General features: G+C 59.8%; 19 protein-coding genes. 12 read left to right on the top strand and 7 right to left on the bottom strand.

What is annotated here, in order from left to right:
* Positions 1-4: 4 nt before the first annotated feature.
* Positions 5-1,384 (bottom strand): MATE family efflux transporter, encoded by a 1,380-nt coding sequence (locus F0M18_RS17855; RefSeq protein ID WP_149612832.1) that lies wholly within the window; start codon positions 1,382-1,384, stop codon positions 5-7.
* Between the two features lie 104 nt (positions 1,385-1,488).
* On the opposite strand from F0M18_RS17855, the gene F0M18_RS17850 reads away from it, so the two are divergent.
* A complete protein-coding gene (locus tag F0M18_RS17850; RefSeq protein WP_149612831.1) occupies positions 1,489-2,079 on the top strand; it encodes an HvfX family Cu-binding RiPP maturation protein in 591 nt (196 codons plus the stop codon).
* Positions 2,080-2,200: 121 nt separating this feature from the next.
* Positions 2,201-3,604 carry an ATP-dependent RNA helicase RhlB gene (rhlB, locus tag F0M18_RS17845; RefSeq protein ID WP_149612830.1) on the top strand — a complete coding sequence of 468 codons (1,404 nt, stop codon included), beginning with the start codon at positions 2,201-2,203 and terminating at the stop codon, positions 3,602-3,604.
* Between the two features lie 40 nt (positions 3,605-3,644).
* Here rhlB and cysZ read toward each other — a convergent pair whose 3' ends face one another.
* Positions 3,645-4,385 carry a sulfate transporter CysZ gene (gene cysZ, locus F0M18_RS17840; RefSeq protein WP_149612829.1) on the bottom strand — a complete coding sequence of 247 codons (741 nt, stop codon included), beginning with the start codon at positions 4,383-4,385 and terminating at the stop codon, positions 3,645-3,647.
* A complete protein-coding gene (locus F0M18_RS20210) occupies positions 4,375-4,581 on the bottom strand; it encodes a cysteine-rich CWC family protein (RefSeq protein WP_149612828.1) in 207 nt (68 codons plus the stop codon). The genes cysZ and F0M18_RS20210 overlap by 11 nt, the downstream gene beginning before the upstream one ends.
* 61 nt (positions 4,582-4,642) lie before the next feature.
* On the opposite strand from F0M18_RS20210, the gene smrA reads away from it, so the two are divergent.
* On the top strand, positions 4,643-5,254 hold the full coding sequence (gene smrA, locus F0M18_RS17830) for a DNA endonuclease SmrA (RefSeq protein WP_149612827.1): 612 nt from the start codon (positions 4,643-4,645) through the stop codon (positions 5,252-5,254).
* Between the two features lie 48 nt (positions 5,255-5,302).
* Here the strand turns inward: smrA and nth are convergent, their stop codons facing one another.
* The 4 genes from nth to map are packed head-to-tail and all read right to left on the bottom strand — an operon-like array spanning position 5,303 to position 10,625.
* Entirely contained in the window at positions 5,303-5,956 is a 654-nt protein-coding gene (gene nth / locus F0M18_RS17825; protein ID WP_149612826.1) for an endonuclease III, read from the bottom strand.
* 10 nt (positions 5,957-5,966) lie between these two features.
* Positions 5,967-7,157, bottom strand: a complete 1,191-nt coding sequence (gene dapC, locus F0M18_RS17820) for a succinyldiaminopimelate transaminase (protein WP_149612825.1) — start codon at positions 7,155-7,157, stop codon at positions 5,967-5,969.
* Between the two features lie 13 nt (positions 7,158-7,170).
* On the bottom strand, positions 7,171-9,846 hold the full coding sequence (glnD, locus tag F0M18_RS17815; protein ID WP_149612824.1) for a [protein-PII] uridylyltransferase: 2,676 nt from the start codon (positions 9,844-9,846) through the stop codon (positions 7,171-7,173).
* Positions 9,847-9,854: 8 nt separating this feature from the next.
* Positions 9,855-10,625 carry a type I methionyl aminopeptidase gene (gene map, locus F0M18_RS17810; protein ID WP_149612823.1) on the bottom strand — a complete coding sequence of 257 codons (771 nt, stop codon included), beginning with the start codon at positions 10,623-10,625 and terminating at the stop codon, positions 9,855-9,857.
* Positions 10,626-10,948: 323 nt separating this feature from the next.
* On the opposite strand from map, the gene rpsB reads away from it, so the two are divergent.
* The 9 genes from rpsB (at position 10,949) to ribF (ending at position 21,366) form a co-directional block, all read left to right on the top strand.
* Entirely contained in the window at positions 10,949-11,713 is a 765-nt protein-coding gene (gene rpsB, locus F0M18_RS17805) for a 30S ribosomal protein S2 (protein ID WP_149612822.1), read from the top strand.
* Between the two features lie 122 nt (positions 11,714-11,835).
* Entirely contained in the window at positions 11,836-12,693 is an 858-nt protein-coding gene (tsf, locus tag F0M18_RS17800; protein ID WP_149612821.1) for a translation elongation factor Ts, read from the top strand.
* Between the two features lie 345 nt (positions 12,694-13,038).
* Positions 13,039-13,653 (top strand): septation ring formation regulator EzrA, encoded by a 615-nt coding sequence (locus tag F0M18_RS17795; RefSeq protein ID WP_262500989.1) that lies wholly within the window; start codon positions 13,039-13,041, stop codon positions 13,651-13,653.
* 272 nt (positions 13,654-13,925) lie between these two features.
* Complete coding sequence (locus F0M18_RS17790; RefSeq protein WP_149612820.1) at positions 13,926-15,449, top strand: fumarate hydratase; 1,524 nt, start codon at positions 13,926-13,928, stop codon at positions 15,447-15,449.
* Positions 15,450-15,453: 4 nt separating this feature from the next.
* On the top strand, positions 15,454-16,902 hold the full coding sequence (gene sbcB / locus F0M18_RS17785; protein WP_262500988.1) for an exodeoxyribonuclease I: 1,449 nt from the start codon (positions 15,454-15,456) through the stop codon (positions 16,900-16,902).
* A 180-nt stretch (positions 16,903-17,082) separates the two neighbouring features.
* Positions 17,083-18,096, top strand: a complete 1,014-nt coding sequence (locus tag F0M18_RS17780; protein WP_149612818.1) for an aspartate carbamoyltransferase — start codon at positions 17,083-17,085, stop codon at positions 18,094-18,096.
* On the top strand, positions 18,096-18,713 hold the full coding sequence (locus F0M18_RS17775) for an NUDIX domain-containing protein (RefSeq protein WP_149612817.1): 618 nt from the start codon (positions 18,096-18,098) through the stop codon (positions 18,711-18,713). The genes F0M18_RS17780 and F0M18_RS17775 overlap by 1 nt, the downstream gene beginning before the upstream one ends.
* Positions 18,714-18,731: 18 nt before the next feature.
* On the top strand, positions 18,732-20,315 hold the full coding sequence (gene murJ, locus F0M18_RS17770; RefSeq protein WP_149612816.1) for a murein biosynthesis integral membrane protein MurJ: 1,584 nt from the start codon (positions 18,732-18,734) through the stop codon (positions 20,313-20,315).
* 112 nt (positions 20,316-20,427) lie between these two features.
* Complete coding sequence (ribF, locus tag F0M18_RS17765; RefSeq protein WP_149612815.1) at positions 20,428-21,366, top strand: bifunctional riboflavin kinase/FAD synthetase; 939 nt, start codon at positions 20,428-20,430, stop codon at positions 21,364-21,366.
* Positions 21,367-21,371 lie beyond the last annotated feature (5 nt).

Raw genomic sequence — 21,371 nt, 5'->3', positions numbered from 1 at the left:
GCGGCTAGGCGGCCCCGCTGTCCGGTGTTGCCGGAAAGAGTTTGCGCAGGGTGTGCAACAGCCGCCAGGTGATCAGCACCGTGGCGACACAGATACCGGCGATCAACGCCTTCCAGATATCTGCCGTGCCGTCTTCCGGTGTGACTGCCAGTTCCAGCCCGAACCACCAGGACAGGGGCAGGGCGATCAGCCAGTAGGACAGGCACATCACCAGGAACGGGTAGCGTGTGTCCTTGAACGCACGCAGGCAATAGGCGGCTGCGACCTGCACCGAGTCGATGACGATGAACAGCGCGGCCAGTTGGATCAGCCTGGCCGCCAGGCCCTGGATCTGTGGGTCGTCGGTGTAAACCGCGATCAGTAAGCCGGGAATACTGAGCAGCAGGGCGGTGGATGCCAGTCCCACCAGCACGGTCATCGCCGTCCCCGTTTTCACCGCAATTTTCACCCGCTCGTGCTCGCCGCTGCCAATGGCATGGCCGACGCGGGTCGCCATCGCCGAGCCGATGCTGATCAACGGCATGTACACCACATCCCACACGTTGTAGGCAATCTGGTGAGCAGCCATGGCATGGTTGCCGAGGGTGGCGATCATTAGCCCGACTACCGAGAACACGCCGATCTCAAGAAAGAAGGTCATCCCGATGGGGAAGCCGAGGCGCACTATCTCTGCCATTGACCGCAGGTCCGCAGCAACCAGGCGCAGCGGTGGCAAGTAGGTACGCAGGCTCCTGGACGCGAGCATATACAGCCCGATTAATATCGGGCTCAGCCACATGGAGATGGCTGTGGCCCAGCCACAGCCGGTGGCGCCGAGTTCGGGAGCGCCCCATTGGCCGTATATCAACGCATAGTTCAGCGGGATATTGGCGAGAAACCCCACCACGCTGGCCACGGCAAAAGGTCGCATGATACCGATGCCCTGGATATGGCAGCGCAGCGCCTGGAACAGCACGGTGGCCGGTAACCCCCATGCGACGGCCTGCAGGTATCCGAGACTCTTGTCCCGCGTGTCCGGCTCCAGGTCGAGCAATTCCAGCAGGGGACCGGCGTGATAGCAGGCGGGCCCGACAATGGCGCCAAGGAGCAGGGCCAGCCACAGTGCCTGCGGCAGGATATCGCGGACCTGCTGCACTTTCTTCGCGCCGAAGTCCTGGGCCACGATCACTGAGACTGCCAGCATGATGCCCAGGGTGAACAGGAACAGGGGCAGCCAGATGTTATAGCCGATGGCGATGGCGGCGAGGTCAACGGAATTGTAGCGCCCGGCCATGATGGTATCGACCACGCCGGTGCCCATCTGCGCAAGCTGCGCGATGACGATGGGCCAGGCAATGGCGAACAGGGCGGAGACCTCCCTGCGATAGGCGGGCCAGTCAATCATGAAGGGCAGCGGTGTTGGGCGTGGCGCAGGAAAAGTGGCCGCCGGGGAAACCTTTTACGCGGATGTGCTGTCACAGATGAAACTGACCTTCAGGAAAATCGTGCATGAACGCTATCGCCGGGTGGTATTACAGCATACATAACGCAATCTTTCCTCGTCTGCAGCAGGCAGATGGCCTGGCGCCACTGGCGTTGCGACTCTACCTGGTACCGGTTTTCTGGATGGCCGGCACCAACAAGATCGCCAACATTGACAGCACCATCGAGTGGTTTGGTAACCCGGACTGGGGGCTTGGCCTCCCGGCACCAGAGCTGATGGCTTACCTTGCAGCGTATACCGAGGCGATCGGGGCACTGTTGCTCTTGATCGGACTGGCCACGCGTTGGGTCGCCATCCCGTTGATGATCACCATGCTGGTGGCCATATTCGCCGTGCACTGGCCCAATGGTTGGGCCGCGATTGCCGACTCCGGCGCCCAGGACATTGCCGTGCGCCTCGGCGCGGCCAAGGATATTTTGCGCGAACACGGGAACTACAACTGGCTGACGGCAAAGGGCAATTTCGTGATCCTGAATAACGGCATCGAGTTTGCCGTGACTTATCTGATTATGCTGCTGGTGCTGCTATTCACCGGTGGCGGCCGTTATGTCAGCGTGGACTACTACCTGTCCAGGCTGGCACCCGCCGGGCGCTGAAGCGGTGAATTACGGGGTGCAGCTTCGGCCGGAACTCGGTGGCGGTAAATTATCCCGACGATTAGTAGCTGGAAGTGCTAGAATGGCGCGCGTTTTTTGATCAGTTACAGGAATCAGGCAGTTGATAAAGAGTTTAGTTGGGCGTCTGTCCGGCAACAAAGAGCCGGTGCGCGATACGTCCGAATCGTCCTCCAAGCCTTCGCAGTCCGCGCGCAAAGAGCCCGCGCCCAAGCCGAAGTCGGAAAAAGGGCACTCTGGCGAGAACAGGCAGCAGCAGGGCAAGGGCGGGAAGCGCCGCAGGCAGCGTAAGCCGAAAGAGGCGGCGCAGCCCTGGAGCATCGAAGATTTTGCGGTTGAGCCGAAAGAGGGAGAGACACGCTTCCACGACCTGGGCCTGCGCGATGAACTGATGCACGGCATTGCTGATCTTGGCTTCCATTACTGCTCGCCGATCCAGGCGCAGGTCCTCCCGCACACACTGCAGGGCCACGATGCGATTGGCAAGGCGCAGACGGGCACGGGCAAGACTGCAGCCTTTCTAATTACCATATTCAATGACCTGCTCAGTAATCCTGTCGAGAGTGAGCGATTTATCGGCGAGCCCCGCGCGCTGGTTATCGCCCCCACCCGCGAACTGGTCATGCAGATTGCCGCCGATGCCGCGGATCTCAGCAAGCACACCGGGCTCAACGTGGTGACGCTGATTGGCGGCATGGATTACCAGAAACAGCTCAATCGCCTGCAGCGCGAAATTGTTGATCTGGTGGTCGCCACGCCGGGGCGGCTGCTCGATTTCATGGGGCGCCGGGACCTGTACCTTGACCACGTCGAAGTGCTGGTGCTGGATGAGGCAGACCGCATGCTGGACATGGGCTTTATTCCGCAGGTGAAGCGCATCGTGCGGGCGACCCCCAAAAAAGAACATCGCCAGACGCTGCTGTTTTCGGCGACATTCACCCAGGACATTATCAATTTGTCCCAGCAGTGGACCTATGAGCCGGTGACAGTGGAAATTGAGCCGGAAAGTGTGGCCACCGACAGTGTTGACCAGAAAATCTACCTGGTCAGCTCGGAACAGCGCTATCGCATTCTCAATAACCTGATTCGCAGTGATGACTGCAGCAGCCTGATTGTCTTTGCCAACCGTCGCGACCAGGTCCGCCGCCTGTATGAGCGCCTGCGCAAATCCGGCGTAAAGTGCGGCGTGCTGTCAGGTGAAATCCCTCAGGGCAAGCGCACACGCACGCTGGAGCAGTTCAAGAGCGGAGAGATCAAGGTGTTGGTGGCCACCGATGTGGCCGGTCGCGGTATTCACGTAGACGGCATCAGCCACGTGGTGAACTACAACCTGCCTGAGGACCCCGAGGACTACGTCCACCGCATAGGCCGCACGGGCCGGGCCGGCGCCACCGGTACCTCAATCAGTTTCGCCAGTGAAGATGACGCGTTCCTGCTGCCTGACCTGGAGGCGCTGCTGGGCACGCCGCTGGAGTGCACACACCCGCCGGAAGACCTGCTGCGCTGATATTTCCCGGCGGCCGCCAGGGCCGCCCCGTAGGTCGCCTTCAGTAGCGTTGCGTGTCGAGTTCCTTGCTCCACAGCAGGGTGGCGCCTACTACTGCGGCTGGTACCACGAAAAAGTTCACCAGCGGTATCCCCGTACACAGGGCGACGGCCCCGCCAAAGCCCATGCTCGAGAGCCGGCGACTGCGCACCGCCTCCTTCACATCGGCAAAACTGAGCTGGTGGTTGTCCATAGGGTAGTCGACGAATTGTATCGACATCATCCAGGCGCCAAGCAGGAACCACAGCAACGGTGCCACGGTGTTCAGCACCGGTATGAATGTCACCAGCAGTACGAACGCCGCCATCGGCAGGTAATACAGCAATTTCGCGAGTTCACGAAAGATGCCGCGCGGCACCATCAGCAGGGCCGCGCCCAGACCCTCCAGCGCGGGGACTTCCCGGCCGGTCACCAGTTCCTCGGCCTTTTCGGCGAGCAGGCCGTTAAAGGGAGAGGCAATGATCAGCGCCACGGCGGTAAACAGGTAGCCCGTCATCAGGCTGAGGGTGAGACCGATGAGAGGCCACAGGATCCATTCGATAAACCCCAGCCAATCGGGTATGGAACCCAGCCAGTTATCCATCAGATCGCTCAGGTAGCTCAGGCCCAGGGTAATGAGTGAGCCAAAAATGATGATATTGACTGTGAGCGGGATGAGTACAAAGAGACGCAGTGATGGATGCGTCAGCAGCTTTGCGCCCTCTACCAGGTAACCGATTCCACCGACAACATTACCTTTCACTGTCCTGACTCCCTTGTGTTGCGCACGTCTCGCAGATACAGCGCACTCCCCGCTCTTCCGGGGGTAATGACTCCAGTGCAGCAGCCGAGATGACCACGCCCTGGCACCAGCAGGTCTCTGCAGCCCTGCCCGCAGCGATGGCGCAGGCGTTGTCGCCGCCACAGAGCGGGCACTTGTCTGCTTTTACGTGGTCCATAGCGGTAGTATCTGACGTAATTCAGGTGGGTATAATAGCCCACTGGCCCGGGAGTGTAATTATGACAGACGACGAAGCGGACCTGTTCCTCGATGAAATGTCAGACGTGGTGCCCCTGAAAAGGGCGGCGCGCGTGCGCGTGGCCCGCAAGCCATCTGAGCGCGACTCCTCCCTGGCCGCCAGACGTGAGGCAGCCGTGGTGGATGGGCGCGATGACGGCAATATCCTCACCGAAGACGGCCTGGCCATCGAGCCGTTGGACCCCTGGTATGTACTGGACTTCAAGCGACCGGGGGTGCAGAACGGCGTGTTTCGCAAGCTCAAACAGGGTCGCTATGAGGCCGAGGCGCGCCTGGATTTGCACCGGATGACCACGCGTGTGGCCCGCCGCGAGCTGTATGATTTCATCCAGGAATCGGTGCGCCTGGGCATACGCAGCGCGCTGGTGATCCACGGTAAAGGTGAGAGCAAGGCCGAGCGCGAGCGCGCCTCCATTCTCAAGGGTTGCACCGATTTCTGGCTGCGCGAGCTCGACATGGTGCAGGCGTTTCACAGCGCGCAACCGCGTCACGGCGGTACCGGCGCTGTATATGTGTTGTTGCGTAAAAGCGAGGAGAAGAAGCGCGAGAATCGCGAGGTGTTCATGAAGGGCAGGGTGCCTTACGACGGCTGATTCCCGTCCCGGGGGCAGGGCAGGCGCGGCCTGTTCAGACGGCCGGACTCAGGCCTTCAGCGTCTTCTTCGGGTGTTTGCGATTCGGGTAGCAGGTACGGCAAATCTCGCAGACGCGCCCGTCGCACCCGCGCGCGGTACAAAACTCGCGGCCATAGAAAATGATCTGCAGGTGCAGGCGGTTCCACGATTCTTGCGGGAACAGGCGTTTCAGGTCCCGCTCGGTTTGCGCCACGTTTTTACCCGAGGTCAGCCCCCAGCGTTGTGCCAGCCTGTGAATGTGAGTGTCTACCGGGAACGCGGGAACGCCGAAAGCCTGAGCCATGACCACGCTTGCCGTCTTGTGGCCCACGCCTGGCAGCATTTCCAGCGCCGCCATATCCGCAGGCACCTCGCCGTCGTAGTCCTGCACCAGAATCTCGCTGAGTTTCTTGATGGCTTTTGACTTTTGTGGGGACAGGCCACAGGGCCGGATGATCTGGCGGATCGTGTCCACCTCCTGCTTTGCCATATCCCCGGCGTTGTCCGCCAGCGCGAACAGAGCGGGTGTCACCTGGTTGACGCGCTCATCAGTGCACTGGGCGCTGAGCAGGACGGCGATCAACAGCGTGTAGGGGTCCTTGTGATCCAGCGGTACCGGGGTTTCCGGGTACAGCGCCTGCAGGCGCTGCAGGATGAAGTTCACGCGTTCTGCTTTCAGCACCGGGATTGACCTACAGTTTGTCGGTGAAGTGCGCAATGCGCTGGGCTGCTTCCACGCATTGACCGAGTTCTGCCACCAGCGCCATGCGCACACGACTGGCGCCCGGATTGATACCGCCGGATTCCCTGGCGAGAAAGCTGCCTGGCAGCACGGTGACGTTCTCCTCGGCATGTAGCCGACGGGCAAACTCGGTGTCCGCAAGCGGCGTCTTCGGCCAGAGATAGAACCCCGCCGGAGGGCGCGATACATCGATGTGTCCGGCGAACACGTCCAGCACAGCGGTAAACTTTTCCCGATAGCGTGATCGATTTTCGACCACATGTGCCTCGTCACTCCAGGCCGCAATACTGGCCACCTGGTGATGTGGCGGCATGGCGCAACCGTGATAGGTCCGGTAAAGAAGGAATTGACGCAGGATGTCGGCGTCTCCCGCCACAAAGCCCGAGCGCATTCCCGGCAGGTTGGAGCGCTTTGACAGCGAATGGAATACCACACAGTTCCGATAGTCGTGCTCGCCCATTGCCGCACATGCCTGCAGCAGGCCCGGTGGCGGGGCAGACTCGTCGTCATAGATCTCGGAATAGCACTCGTCGGATGCAATAACGAAGTCATATTCCCGGGCCAGTCTCACCAGGTGTTGCATTTGCTCGATCGATAACACTGCACCGGTGGGATTTCCAGGGCTGCAAAGATAGAGCAGTTGACACTGCTGCCATTGCTGCGCGGTCACGGCCTCAAAATCGGGCAGGAAACCAGTGCCTGCCGTGCAATTGATGAATTCAGGCCTGGCGCCCGCCAGCAGGGCGGCGCCTTCGTAAATCTGATAGAAGGGGTTCGGGCTCAATACCAGGGCGTCGTCACCGGGTGTTACCACGGCCTGGGCAAACGCGAACAGCGCTTCGCGGGTGCCGCTTACCGGCAACACCTGGTGCTCGGCATCCACGCCCTGTAATTGGAAGCGACGGCTCAGCCAGGTGGCGATGGCGCTGCGCAATTCGGGCATGCCCCTGGTTAGGGGATAATTTCCCAGCCTGTGCAGGTTTTCTGCCAGCGCCGCTACCACGAAATCCGGGGCTGCATGCTGGGGTTCGCCTATGGACAGCGCGATGGGTGATTTGTCTGCGGCCGGTGTTACACCATTAAACAGCTGGCGCAGTTTCTCAAACGGGTAAGGCTGCAGGGTTTCGAGTAGTGGATTCATGCTCTGGACTGCCTCAAGCTGCCGCCTGTTCGTCCAGTTCCTCGCGGATCGCTTGCTGTATGGCCGCGCAGGTCTCGGGATCTGTAATGGGCTGCTGTCGGGAATCGGTAATAAAGAATACGTCTTCCACCCGCTCGCCAAGCGTCTGGATCTTGGCCGCCTGCAACTCGATGTCGAAGTCGACAAAGATGCGCCCGATTCGGGCCAGCAGGCCAGGCCGGTCCGGCGCGGCAATCTCCAGCACGGAAAAATTCTTGATTTCGTCCACGCTCATGGAGGTCTCGGTGGGTACCGAGAAGGATTTCATGACTCGCGGTGTGCGGCGCTGCACGGGGTCGCTGGCAGAGGAATAGTCAGACAGTGCCTCGGTCAGGTGTTCGCGGATGTAATTCAGTCGGGCGCCGTCCTCGGCAATCGAGCTGCCGTCGGAGTCGAGCACGGAAAAGGTGTCAAGGGTCATGCCGTCATTGGCATTGTAGATGCGCGCGTCGTGTACCGACAGGTTGAGCTGTTCCAGCTGTGCACAGATGCAGGGGAACAGTTGCGCGCTGGAACGTGCGTGAATAAAGATCTGCGTGGTATTGGCGACGCTGGAATCGATGCTGGAGCGCACCACCACCAGCGGTTTGGTTTTGTCGTGATGGCCGGCTACCGCCTCCGTATGCCAGGCGATATCTTCGGCCTTCTCGCGCAGGAAGTAATCTTCGCCACGCTGCTGCCAGATGTCTTCCAGTTCCTCGAGAGTGAAGCCGCGGTACTCCAGCAGATCGATGGCCGCGTCCCGTGTTTCGTCTATCCAGACCTGCTTGTCGACCGGATTTTCCAGGCCGCGACGCAATGCACGCTTGGTTTCGGTATACAGCTGCCGCAGCAGGCTGCCGCGCCACGCATTCCACAGGGTAGGGTTGGTGCCGTTGATGTCGGCGACCGTCAGTGCGAACAGGTAGTCGAGCCGATCCTGGTCGCCGACGTGCTGGGCAAACTGCAAAATGACCTCGGGGTCTGAAATATCGCGACGCTGCGAGACCGCCGACATGGTCAGGTGATTTTTAACCAGCCAGGCCACCAGGTTGGTTTCGCGTTTCGACAGGCCGTGCTGCTGGCAGAATATTCTTGCGTCGACCGCGCCCAGTTCCGAGTGGTCACCGCCGCGACCCTTGCCAATGTCATGAAACAGGCCGGCGAGGTACAGCAGTTCGATTTTCGGCAGCCTGCAGGTCACACGGCTGGTTACCGGGAACTGTTCGGCGAATTCCGGGATCTGGAAGCGGCGCATGTTCTCGATCACTTCCAGGGTGTGGGCATCCACGGTGTAGACATGAAACAGGTCATGTTGCATCTGGCCGATGATCTGCCCGAACGCGGGGATGTAGCGACCCATGACTCCGTAGCGCACCATGCGCTTGAGCTGACGCGTCAGCTTATAGGGCGAGCGCAGCAGGTCGATAAACATGCGCTTGTTGATCTCACTGGCGCGAAAGTTGTCATCGATCAGGTGCAGGCTGTTGCGCAGCAGGCGAATGGTCGGCGCGGCGATGCCGTTGATGGCGTCGTTACGCGCGCTTAACAGGAATACTTCCAGAATGGCCGACGGGTCTATCTTGAACACGTTGTCGTTGCGCGCTTCGATATAGCCGTTGCGCATCTGGAAGCGGCCATTCAGTTCCAGGACGTCGTGGTCACCGGCTGCGGTGAGAAAGGCCTGGTCGAAGTTCTGGATCAGCACCTCGTTGAGCATGCCCAGCGCCTGCGCCCATCGATAGTAGACCTGCATGAACTTTTCGACGGCCAGTTTTTCGTCGTCTTCAAAGCCCCAGATACGGGCCAGTTCGCGCTGGTGGTCAAACAGCAGGCGGTCCTCTTCGCGGCCGGTGACCATGTGCAGCGCAAAGCGCACTTTCCACATGAATTCGCGCCCGTCACGGAGTACCTGCATTTCATCTGCGTTGAGAAAAGCCTCGGTGGTGAGGCGTTCCAGCGACTCGACCCCGAAGTGACGTTCGGCGATCCAGCCAATGATCTGCAGGTCGCGCAAGCCGCCCGGCGAACTTTTTACGTTGGGCTCCAGATTGTATTCAGTGTCGGCGAACTTGTGATGTCGATCCCGTTGCTCGGCCAGCTTGGCGCGGAAAAATTCGGCGCTGGGCCACATATTTTTCGGCCCGGTGAGTTCGCGCACCTCCTGCATCAGCGATTCGGGGCCGCGCAGTACTCTCGCCTCCATGAGGTTGGTGAGAATGGTGATGTCTTCGCGCGCATTGTCCACGCACTGCTCTACCGTGCGTACGCTGTGCCCGATATCCAGGCCGATATCCCAGAGCCGGGTGAGGAAGGCTTCGATCTGGCCAGTCGCCTCGTCACAGTCATCACTGAGCAGCAGCAGAATGTCTATATCGGAGTGGGGGTGCAGTTCGCCGCGGCCATAGCCGCCCACTGCCACCAGCGCGAGATCGTCAGACGTCCACTCCTGTATATCCCAAAGTCCGCCTAGCAACTGGTCCATGAACACGGCGCGCTGGCGGATGAGCAAGCCGGCGTCCGCTCCGGCCCGATACTGCCGGTAAAGGTATTGCGTGCACTGCTCGATAGCGTTTTTGCAGGTTGCCAGCAGGTCGCCTTCACCGAGGTTGGCGATAAATGCCTTCTGGTCGAAGGCTTCTCTGGGTAGTCTGGGGAATGGCGTAGGCACAGTGATAATTAAAAAGTCTCGTTGGAGCGGCGGGTGAATACTTCGCAACCGTCTGCTGTCACGCCGAGGGTGTGCTCCCACTGGGCCGACAGCCTGCCGTCGCGAGTGGTCACCGTCCACCCGTCCTTGGCATTGAGTCGCGTCTGGCGCTTCCCTGCGTTGATCATCGGTTCGATGGTGAAGGTCATGCCTTGTTCCAGCACCAGGCCCGCTCCCTTTTTACCGTAGTGCAGTACCTGTGGGTCTTCGTGAAAAACCTTGCCGATGCCGTGGCCGCAATACTCACGCACCACCGAGTAGTAGTTCTTTTCAGCATGCTGCTGGATAGTGGCGCCAATATCGCCCAGGGTCGCACCCGGTCGCACTATTTCCAGAGCCCTGTACAGGCATTCCTGGGTGATCTGGATAAGGCGCTGGGCATGGGTAGCTACCTTGCCGACTTCCACCATAATGCTGGAATCGCCGTGGTAGCCATCCTTGATCACCGTGACGTCGATATTGATGATGTCCCCATTTTTCAGTTTCTTGGTGTCTGAGGGGATGCCGTGACAGACCACGTCATTGACCGAGGTGCAGATGGAGCGCGGGAAGCCGTGATAATTGAGCGGGGCGGGTATGGCGCCCTTGCTGATGATGTAATCGTGACAGATGCGATCAAGTTCGCCGGTGGTGATTCCCACGTCGACATGGGGCTCTATCATTTCCAGTACTTCTGCGGCGAGACTGCCTGCGGCACGCATCTTCTCTATTTCAGCTGCGCTCTTGATTGTTACACCCATGTCCAACTCATTGATATTAATGGATAAAAACAGAATCAGGCGGCAATCCTGGGCCGCCAAGGTCGGACATTCTACCTCATCCATCCGGTCCGCGGGTATCACGCGGAAAAACTGAGGTGATTTAGCGCTTTAACGAAGCAGGTCACTGTGGTATAAAACGCGGCTCGTTTTCCGGGGTAAGGCCATGAGGCCGGGTCGCTGGTTAACGTGAATTAAACGACGCACACATATCGACACCTGTTCCAGGGTGCCCTCCAGTCTCTGGCTTGGGGTTTGGAATCGGGGATATGTGGAGGATTAACCCAAATCAAGGTATTTGAACTATGTCGCAAGTAAGCATGCGCGACCTGCTGCAGGCAGGCGCACACTTCGGACACCAGACCCGCTACTGGAACCCTAAAATGGACCAGTACATCTTCGGTGCCCGTAACAAGATTCACATCATCAACCTCGAGCACACCGTGCCGGCCTTTAACGAAGCGCTGGATATGGTCAAGCGCCTCGCCGCCAACAAGAACAAGATTCTGTTCGTCGGCACCAAGCGTGCCGCTGGCAAGATTGTCAAGGAACAGGCCGAGCGCGCTGGACAGCCCTACGTCAGCCATCGCTGGCTTGGTGGCATGCTCACCAACTACAAGACTATCCGTGCCTCCATCAAGCGCCTGCGCGATCTGGAAGCGCAGCAAGCCGACGGCACTTTCGACAAGCTGACCAAGAAAGAAGCGCTGATGCGTACGCGCGACATGGAGAAGCTGGAACGTTCCATCGGTGGTATCAAGGACATGGGCGGCCTGCCTGATGCGCTGTTTGTAGTGGACGTGGACCACGAGCGCATCGCCATCACCGAAGCCAACAAGCTGGGTATCCCTGTGATCGGTATCGTCGATACCAACAGCAACCCGGACGGCGTCGACTACGTCATTCCCGGTAACGACGATGCGATCCGCGCTATCAAGCTGTATGTGACAGCCGTTGCCGATGCCTGCCTGGAAGGGCGTGCTGAAAGCGGTGAGGCCATTGCCAGCAAGAAAGATGAGTTCGTTGAGGAATCCAACGCTGCTGAGGCTGCCACCGAGGCCGCCGAGTAGATGCACCTCCCCGTCGTTACCGCAACAGTAGCGACGGGAACCTGACTCTTCCCCGGCGCCATGGCGGCCGGGGTTTTTATTTTCAAGATCCGATTTCCCGGGATTGCACAGGAGAGCAAGCAATGTCAGCAAAACTGGTTAAAGAATTACGTGAGCGCACCGGCCTGGGTCTGCTCGAGTGTAAAAAAGCCCTGGCGGCCGCCGATGGCGACGTCGATAAGGCAATCGAAGAACTGCGCAAGTCCAGCGGCATGAAAGCGGCCAAGAAAGCCGGTCGCACCGCGGCGGATGGCGTGGTCACTATCCGCGTGGCGGATGACGGCAGCTATGGCGTGCTGGTTGAAGTGAACTCCGAAACCGACTTTGTCGCCCGTGACGATAACTTCCTCGCCTTTGTCAATCGCGTTACTGACGCGGCGTTCAACGACAAGCAAACCGATGTTGCTGCCCTGATGGAAGGCGAACTGGAGGCGGCTCGTGAGGCGCTGGTACAGAAAATTGGCGAAAACATCAGTGTGCGCCGCGTTGAGGTGGTGAACGCTGACGCTGGTGTTGTAGGTGCTTATGTGCACGGTAACAACCGTATCGCTGTCCTGGTTGAGCTCAAGGGTGGTGACCAGGACCTGGCCAAGGACGTTGCCATGCACGTGGCTGCCGTCAATCCCCAGGTAGTGGCCCCCGCTAACATGCCTGAGGAAGTGATTGCCAAGGAAAAGGAAATCTACACTGCCCAGGCCCAGGAATCTGGCAAGCCGCCGGAAATTATTGAAAAGATGATTGGCGGACGGGTGAAAAAGTTCCTGGCCGAGAACTCGCTGGTGGAACAGGCTTTCGTCAAGGACCCGGATGTCACCGTGGGCAAGCTGGTCTCCGCCGCTGGCGCTGAAGTCGCCTCATTTGTACGCTTCGAAGTGGGTGAAGGTATCGAGGTGGAAAAGGTCGATTTTGCCGATGAAGTGGCTGCACAGCTGAACGGCTAACCAGCGCATCAGCTTGAAGCAGTAAAACGGGGCCTCGGCCCCGTTTTTTTATTCTTGTCCGCAGGCCGCCACGATGCATGCACTTTTCACGCTTCCCGCCGGGAATTCCTTGGGCTGCCAGGCGTCCCATGTATAATCTCCCCAATTATCGAGACAGCACTAACGCCCATGTCCAAAGACGATATTGACCACATTCCTTCTATAGTGCCCTCCCGTGACCGCGAGTTTACGCCCGGTGCCGGGCCCGCCCGCAAGCCAAAGGCGGGCGCAAAGAGCAAGCGTCCCGCGTCGGGCCGGAACGGGGGTGCGGCACGTCCGCCCGCCGAAAAATCAGCTGGAACCGGCATGTTGGCCAGGCTGTTTATTCTGGCGGGGCTGGTGGCGGGCGCTGTTGCCTGCGCCTGGGCCTGGCAATTGCAGGGCCAGTTGCAGCAGGCGAACAGTGCGCTCGACGGATACGCGGCGAGGATCGCTGACCTGGAGGCGCGCCTCTCTGATACTGATGAAGGCATGAGCCAGAATGCTGCCGTTCAGGCGGCGAAGATCAAGGAACTGGACTCTGAGGTACGTAAGCTCTGGGACAATGTCTGGAAGCAGGCGAAGGATCGTTTGGGCAAGCTGGAGGCGGCAAGCAAGAGCCACAGTGGCAAGATTGCGGCTAACGAAAAGTCTGTCAAGGCACTGCAGGACAAGGCTGACGGCGCCGCGGCGGACCTCGCCAAACTGAAGAGCGTTTCCGGGGACCTCTCGCGCCTGATGACTAGCGCCAAGAGCAACCAGGCAGAAGTTGAGCGTGTTGCCGACACGCTGAATCGTATCAACCTTGATATGGCCAAGCTGAATCGCCAGGTGAAAAGTAACGAGGAGGCCGTGAAGGCCACCGATGCGTTCCGGCGCCAGGTGAATGGCAGCATCAATAACCTGGAGGCGGCCGTTCGCGCACTGCAAGCGGCACCGTGATCTGTACCGGGCAAGACCGGTGTTTCGGTCGCTCACCACGCTGTTTGTGGCATTCGCGCCTGTGTGCTCGTGTTCTGGCGGTCTTCAGGGGCCACTGCTACCTGGCGATTACTTTGTAGCGCGGTTTCCCTGCTGGCGCAGATCCGCATCGCCCCGTTGTGACTGCGGCATAACGCCAACCCCGGGACTTTGGTAGGGCTTTCCCGTCTCGCCCGGCGGTGTACAATATGGCCCGCATTTAAATCCCCCCGCCAACAGCAAGGAACCCCGCCATGACCGTGATTCGTCAGGACGATTTCATCGATAGCGTCGCCGATGCCCTGCAGTTCATCTCCTATTACCACCCCAAAGACTTCGTTGATGCCGTGCACCAGGCGTGGCAGCGTGAGCTAAACCCCGCTGCCAAGGACGCCATGGCGCAAATCCTGATCAATTCCCGCATGTGCGCAGAGGGGCACCGGCCTATCTGCCAGGACACCGGCATCGTGACGGTATTCCTGAAAATCGGTATGGATGTGCAGTGGGATGCTGAAATGTCCGTGGCGGACATGGTCAACGAGGGTGTGCGCCGGGCTTACACCCACCCCGACAACGTGCTGCGCGCCTCTATCTTGGAAGATCCTGCCGGTGCGCGCAGGAACACCAGGGACAATACGCCCGCCGTGATCCATATGGAGGTTGTCGCCGGCGACACCGTGGATGTACAGCTGGCGGCAAAGGGCGGCGGATCTGAAAACAAGTCAAAGATGGTGATGCTCAATCCCTCCGACAGCATCGTCGACTGGGTGGTCAAGACCGTGCCGACCATGGGCGCGGGCTGGTGCCCACCGGGCATGCTCGGTATCGGTATTGGCGGGACAGCCGAAAAGGCGGCTGTCATGGCCAAGGAAGCGCTGATGGAGCCTATCGATATTCACGAATTGCGCGAACGGGGGCCTGCCAGCAGAGCCGAGGAACTGCGGCTTGAGTTGATGGAGGCGGTAAACAAGCTGGGTATTGGTGCCCAGGGACTCGGTGGCCTGACCACCGTGATGGATGTGAAAATCAAGGAGTATCCAACGCACGCTGCCTCGCTGCCTGTTTGCATGATTCCGAACTGTGCGGCAACACGCCACGCGCATTTTGTGCTCGATGGTTCCGGCCCGGCGCTGCAGACCCCCCCAAGCCTTGATGACTGGCCTGATATTACCTGGGAAGTGGGCGAGGGCGTGCGCCGGGTGAATCTGGATACGGTAACCCCCGAAGAAGCAGCGCAATGGAAACCCGGCGATACCCTGCTTTTATCAGGCAAGATGTTGACCGGCCGCGATGCTGCGCACAAGAAGATGAAAGAACTGATCGAGTCGGGGCAGGGTTTGCCCGATGAGGTGGACCTCAAGGGGCGCTTTATCTACTACGTGGGGCCGGTGGATCCGGTTCGCGATGAGGTGGTTGGTCCCGCTGGCCCGACCACGTCAACGCGTATGGACAAGTTCACAGATTTTATCCTCGAGCAGACGGGTCTGCTCGGCATGATCGGTAAAGCGGAACGCGGGCCGGCGGGTGTCGAGGCGATCAAGAAGCATCGCGCGGTTTACCTGATGGCGGTGGGCGGCGCAGCCTACCTGGTATCCAAGGCCATTACCTCGGCGAAGGTGGTGGCCTTCCCTGAGCTGGGTATGGAGGCGATCTACGAGTTCGAAGTGAAGGATATGCCGGTGAGCGTGGCCGTCGATGCCGAGGGTACCTCGGTACATGAAGTGGGTCCTAAAATCTGGCAGGCCAGGATCGAAGAACAGGCGCTGGAAGTCAGCTGAGCCTGTGCCGGAAACCTTTTACTGGCACGACTACGAGACCTTCGGCGCCGATCCCTCTCGCGATCGCCCGGTGCAATTTGCCGGGCTGCGTACCGATGCCGAGCTGAACCCGATCGGTGAGCCGCTGGTGATCTTTTCCCGCCCGGCAAACGATTTTTTGCCCCATCCCCAGGCATGCCTCATCACCGGAATTTCGCCGCAACAGGCGCTCGCCGAAGGCGTCCCTGAGGCGGAATTTATCGCCCGCATCCACCGGGAACTGGCGCAGCCGGGCACTTGCGGCGTGGGCTATAACTCGTTGCGCTTCGATGACGAAGTCACGCGGTACACGCTGTATCGTAATTTTTACGATCCCTATGCCAGGGAATGGCAAAATGGCAACTCGCGCTGGGATATCATCGATATGGTGCGCGCCTGCCACGCCCTTCGACCGGATGGTATCAACTGGCCTTTGCGTGAGGACGGCTTGCCCAGTTTTCGCCTTGAGGAGCTCACTGCCGCCAATGGCATCGCCCACGATGCCGCCCACGATGCCCTTTCAGATGTGCACGCCACCATCGCCCTGGCGCGCCTGGTTCGCGAACGGCAGCCACGTCTCTTTGACTACGTGCTGCGACACCGCGATAAAAAGTCGGCCGCCGCCATGCTGGATGTCAATTCAATGAAGCCGGTCCTGCATGTATCCGGGATGTTCGGCGCGCAGCATGACAACATCGCTCTGATTGCGCCGCTGGCCATGCATCCCACCAACAAGAACGAAGTCATCTGCTTCGACCTGATGGCAGATCCTGCGGTCCTGGTGGAAGAATCTGCGGCAACGATTTGCGAGCGCCTGTACACGCGCAATAAAGACTTGCCGGAAGGCATCGCCCGGCCCGGGCTGAAAACCGTTCACCTCAATCGCTGTCCGCTGCTGGTGACCGCAAAGATGGCGGACCCGGAGACGGCCTCAAGGCTCGGTATTTCCGGTGATCGCTGTCGCAAGCACCTGGCTGTGTTGCGGGAATTCCGTGCCGCCGATGCCGGGGCATTTGAACACAAGCTGCAGTCAGTCTATTCCCGGCGCGAGTACCAGGAAATAACCGACCCTGACCGTATGTTGTACAGCGGTGGTTTTTTCTCCGCTGCTGACAAACGCCTGATGGACCAGGTGCGCGACAGCGCCCCCGAGGAACTCGCCAACAGCAGCTATCCGTTCGAAGACAGTCGCTTGCCGGAGATGTTGTTCCGATATCGCGCACGCAACTTTCCCGACAGTCTCTCAGGCGAGGAAAGGGCGCAATGGGAAGAGTACCGCTTTCAGCGCCTGACTGAACCCGGAGAGGGGGCGAGCCTGTGTATGGAGGATTACCAGCACATGATCGAAGCGCTGGTGGCATCAGGGGAACTGTCTTCGGAGCAGTGCCAACTGATGGAACAACTGCTGGAGTACGGCGACAGCCTGCTGGTCTAGCTGGCTGCCCGGGGTTGCGGCCCGCTGCTCGGGCGTGACTACCAGTGTCAGAGCAAGCTGCGGTGTCTGCCCGGCCCCCGGCTCTGGGCGTTAATGCCGGTATTAAGCACATGGCGGGGTGTTTCTCCCGGTCGTATAATTCCGCAGGTCGAACCGTCCGTATCAGGGAATGCAGCATCAATGGATTTTGCCGGTAGCCACATCCTCTCCATCGCACAATTTGAGCGCGGCCATGTGGAACGTATTTTTTCCGTAGCAGATGCCATGGGCCCTTATGCCCAGCGCAAGCGCGTGACCAAGGTTCTCGACGGGGCCATCCTGGGCAATATGTTTTTTGAGCCCAGCACACGTACCCGGGTGAGCTTTGGCAGTGCCTTCAACCTGCTCGGTGGCGAGGTAAGGGAGACCACAGGGTTCGAGTCCACAGCGATCGCCAAGGGCGAGTCGCTATATGATACGGCCCGTGTACTGAGTGGTTATTCCGACGTCATTGTCATGCGCCACCCGGCAGAGGGCTCGGTGGCGGAATTTGCCGCCGCCAGTCGCGTGCCGGTGCTCAATGGGGGTGACGGCAGCAATGAGCACCCCAGTCAGGCATTGCTTGACCTGTACACCATCAAGAACGAGGTGGCAGCCCATGGCGGCACCCTGGATACCTTGCGCATCGCCATGCTCGGCGACTTGCGGTACGGGCGCACGGTGCACTCCCTGTGCAAGCTGCTGTGTTTGTTCAGCCGTGTCGAAGTACAACTGGTAAGTCCACTTGAGCTGCGCATGCCAGCAGAGATTGTCGAGCAAATGCGCACTGCCGGCCTCAAGGTCGTGGAGTCAGACCAGTTGGAGGAGAGTATCGCCCGGGTTGATATCGTTTACTCCACGCGCATACAGGAGGAACGCTTCAGTTCGCGGGAGGAAGCTGACCTCTATCGCGGCCGCTTCCGTCTCAACCAGAGTGTCTACACGGCTCACTGCCAGCCCAATACCGTCATCATGCACCCCCTGCCGCGCGATTCACGTGACAATGCGCGCGAGCTTGACGATGACCTCAATGACAATCCCAATCTCGCCATTTTCCGCCAGACTGACAATGGCGTGCTGGTACGTATGGCGTTGTTTGGGCTGGTGCTGGATGTGGCCGACCAGGTCGAGAAGCATTCACGCGAGGTCAACTGGTATACCGCCGGTCGTTTCTGATGCCCCTCGATCTCACCTTTAATGCCGACGATGTCAGGGTGCTGGAAGATGAAACCGTATTTCAGGGTTACTTCAGTATCCGTCGCGTCAAGGTCCAGTACCGCGCTTTCGGAGGTGGCTGGGTCGAGCCCCAGGTGCGCGAGATTTTCGAGCGTGGTGATGCAGTCGGGGTGTTGCCCTACGACGCTGAAACCGATTCACTGGTGCTCATAGAGCAGTTCCGCCCCGGGGCCATGCGCGATGGACAGAGCCCGTGGATGCTGGAGTTGATCGCGGGCATTGTTGAGCCGGGTGAGTCCTCGGAGGACGTCGTCCACCGGGAAACGATGGAGGAGGCGGGTTGCAGGGTGGACGAGCTGCTGCCAATAGCGACCGTCCTGCCCAGTGCCGGGGCCTGCACTGAGAAGGTCTCCCTGTTCTGCGGTCGGGTGGCAGGGGATGTTGCCGGTGGCGTACACGGACTCGCCGAAGAAGGGGAGAATATCCTGGTGCACCAGGTCCCGGTTGCAGACGCCCTGGCGCTGCTGGAGCAGGATCGCATCCCCAACGGTCACACGCTGATCTCCTTGCTCTGGCTGCAAAACAATCTTGACCGGGTAAGGGAGCGCTGGGCCTAGGCCCCGGCACTGCCGCCTATGGCTGACCTGCCAGAGAAAGCGCAACCCGGTTTGCTACGCTCGAGCGCGCTGGTCGGCAGCATGACCATGATATCGCGCGTTCTCGGGCTGCTGCGCGATATTGTTATCGCCGCTTTCGTGGGTGCCAGCGCCAATGCGGACGCTTTTTTTGTAGCCTTCAAGATCCCCAATTTCCTGCGCCGCCTGTTCGCAGAGGGCGCTTTCGCGCAGGCTTTCGTGCCGGTCCTCGCCGATTACAAGCAGGGCAATGCACTGCTCGCGGTGCAGGGCCTGGTCAATCGTGTGGCAGGCGTGCTGGGTGGTACCCTGCTTTTGCTGACCCTGCTCACGGTGCTCGCCTCGCCACTGGTAGCGATGATCTTCGCCCCCGGGTTTGTCAGCCAGCCGGAAAAGTTCCAGCTCACGGCGGACATGATCCGAATCACCTTCCCCTACCTGTTGTTGATTTCGATGACGGGATTCTGTGGCGCCATACTCAACAGCTATGGGCGTTTCGCCGTGCCGGCCTTCACTCCGGTGTTCCTGAACCTGTCGCTGATATTTGCAGCGACCGTGGCCGCACCCTGGTTCCATGAACCGGTATTTGCGCTTGCCTGGGGAGTGTTCTTTGCCGGCGTTATCCAGCTGTTGTTTCAACTGCCGTCCCTGTATCGCCTGGACCTGGTGCCGAGACCGGTATTCGACCTGCGCCATGAGGGTGTGCGTCGGATACTGAAACTGATGGTGCCGGCTTTGTTTGGTGTCTCAGTGAGCCAGATTAATCTGTTGCTGGATACGGTGCTGGCGTCATTCCTGCCCACTGGCAGCGTGTCCTGGCTCTACTACTCGGATCGTCTCGCCGAGCTGCCGCTGGGCGTATTCGGTATCGCCATTGCCACTGTGATTCTGCCCAACCTGTCTGCACACCGTGCCGCAGCGCGAGAGCAGCAATTCGCCGTCACCCTGGACTGGGCGATGCGATCCGTGCTGCTGATCGGTGTTCCCGCGGCGTTGGCCCTGGTGCTTTTGGCCAAACCGATCCTGGTAACCCTGTTCCAGTATGGCGCGCTGACGCCCCGCGATGTGGATATGGCGGCCCTGAGCCTGCGCGCGTACAGCCTCGGTCTGGTGGCGTTTATGCTGGTCAAGGTCCTGGCACCGGGTTTTTACGCGCGCAAGGATACTGCCACCCCGGTGAAGATCGGCATTATCGCGATGGTTGCCAATATGGTCCTGAACCTGGCCTTTGTGCTGCCGCTGCTCTGGTACTTCAACCTCGGGCATGTGGGGCTGGCGCTGGCTACCAGCGCCTCAGCCTGGCTGAATGCGGGCCTGCTGTTGCGTGGTTTGCTCAGGCAGGGCGTCTTCAGCTGGCAGCCGGGCTGGCAGGTCTATTCCCTGCGCCTGGCTGCGGCCACCCTGGTGATGGCCGCCGTGTTGCTGCTGCTGCACGAGGATATTTCCCTGTGGCAGGAGTGGGGCTGGCAGCGCCGCTCGCTGGAAATATCCGTGCTTTGTATCGCGGGTGCGCTGGCTTACCTGGGGACGCATCTACTCACGGGCACGCGACTGCGTCATTTGCGTGCCCCGGGGGCCGTCTAGTCGACGCTACGGCGTCGATACCATCCGCCCTGATCAGCAAATTGTCCGTTCCCGCTGCTCTGCGCATTCGCTATAATCCTCCGTTTGGTTTGACTGGGCATTCCCTTATCTCATGGAGCTGATTCGCGGCCTGCACAATTTGCGGCCCAGACACCGTGGTTGTGTGGCCACTATCGGTGCCTTTGACGGGGTACACCTCGGACACCAGGCCGTGATTGCACACCTTCGCGAAAAGGCTGCGCAGCTGGGAATGCCCAGTGCGGTTATCGTATTTGAGCCGTTGCCCCGCGAGTTTTTTGCGCCCGTGCAGGCGCCACCCAGGATTATGAGCTTTCGCGAGAAGTTCGTGGCCATGCGAGAACTGGGCGTGGATCGTATGTTGCGAATTCGTTTTAACGATGCGCTGCGGGTGATGTCAGCCCGGCAGTTCGTGGAAGACGTATTTGTGACCGGGCTAGGGGTGCGCTACATCGTGTTGGGAGACGATTTTCGCTTTGGCAACGACCGCCAGGGTGATGTGCGTTTTATTCAGCGGGAGGGCGCGCGGCACGGCTATGATGCCGGCCCGACACCGACGCAGACCTGGCAGGGACAGCGGGTCAGTAGCACGCGTATTCGCGAAGCACTGGAAGCAGCGGATTTTGCGCGCGCAGAGCAGATGCTCGGCAGACGCTACAGTATCTCCGGCAAGGTCGTTTATGGCCGGCAATTGGGCCAGACGATCGGCACGCCGACGGCAAACCTGGAGTTGCGTCGCTTGCGAGCACCGCTCTCCGGGGTCTACGCGGTAGAAGTGAGTGGGGCTGGCCTCAATGGCGCATACGGTGTGGCAAACGTGGGTGTACGCCCAACGGTTGATGACAGCATCAAGGCTAATCTTGAGGTGCACCTGATTGACCGTGAGATTGAGTTGTATGGACAGCACATCGAAGTGACCTTCCGTCACAAGTTGAGGGAAGAGATCAAGTTTGGATCGGTGGACGAGTTGAAGCAGAACATCGCCAACGACATTGAATCAACGCGCGCCTGGTTCGAGCAGGCACGGAAATAGCAGCG

The sequence above is a fragment of the Pseudohalioglobus sediminis genome, from assembly GCF_008370495.1.
Classification (GTDB): Bacteria; Pseudomonadota; Gammaproteobacteria; order Pseudomonadales; family Halieaceae; genus Halioglobus.
Note: the sequence above shows the minus strand (reverse complement) of the source record. Positions and strands in the feature narration are given on the sequence as shown.

Coding starts and splice junctions, on each gene's coding strand:
- smrA (WP_149612827.1), top strand. CDS start 4,643: ATGACAGACGACGAAGCGGACCTGTTCCTCGATGAAATGTCAGACGTG.
- map (WP_149612823.1), bottom strand. CDS start 10,625: ATGGGTGTAACAATCAAGAGCGCAGCTGAAATAGAGAAGATGCGTGCC.
- F0M18_RS17850 (WP_149612831.1), top strand. CDS start 1,489: ATGAACGCTATCGCCGGGTGGTATTACAGCATACATAACGCAATCTTT.
- F0M18_RS17790 (WP_149612820.1), top strand. CDS start 13,926: ATGACCGTGATTCGTCAGGACGATTTCATCGATAGCGTCGCCGATGCC.
- F0M18_RS17775 (WP_149612817.1), top strand. CDS start 18,096: ATGCCCCTCGATCTCACCTTTAATGCCGACGATGTCAGGGTGCTGGAA.
- ribF (WP_149612815.1), top strand. CDS start 20,428: ATGGAGCTGATTCGCGGCCTGCACAATTTGCGGCCCAGACACCGTGGT.
- murJ (WP_149612816.1), top strand. CDS start 18,732: ATGGCTGACCTGCCAGAGAAAGCGCAACCCGGTTTGCTACGCTCGAGC.
- F0M18_RS20210 (WP_149612828.1), bottom strand. CDS start 4,581: ATGGACCACGTAAAAGCAGACAAGTGCCCGCTCTGTGGCGGCGACAAC.
- dapC (WP_149612825.1), bottom strand. CDS start 7,157: ATGAATCCACTACTCGAAACCCTGCAGCCTTACCCGTTTGAGAAACTG.
- rpsB (WP_149612822.1), top strand. CDS start 10,949: ATGTCGCAAGTAAGCATGCGCGACCTGCTGCAGGCAGGCGCACACTTC.
- F0M18_RS17780 (WP_149612818.1), top strand. CDS start 17,083: ATGGATTTTGCCGGTAGCCACATCCTCTCCATCGCACAATTTGAGCGC.
- tsf (WP_149612821.1), top strand. CDS start 11,836: ATGTCAGCAAAACTGGTTAAAGAATTACGTGAGCGCACCGGCCTGGGT.
- F0M18_RS17795 (WP_262500989.1), top strand. CDS start 13,039: ATGTTGGCCAGGCTGTTTATTCTGGCGGGGCTGGTGGCGGGCGCTGTT.
- F0M18_RS17855 (WP_149612832.1), bottom strand. CDS start 1,384: ATGATTGACTGGCCCGCCTATCGCAGGGAGGTCTCCGCCCTGTTCGCC.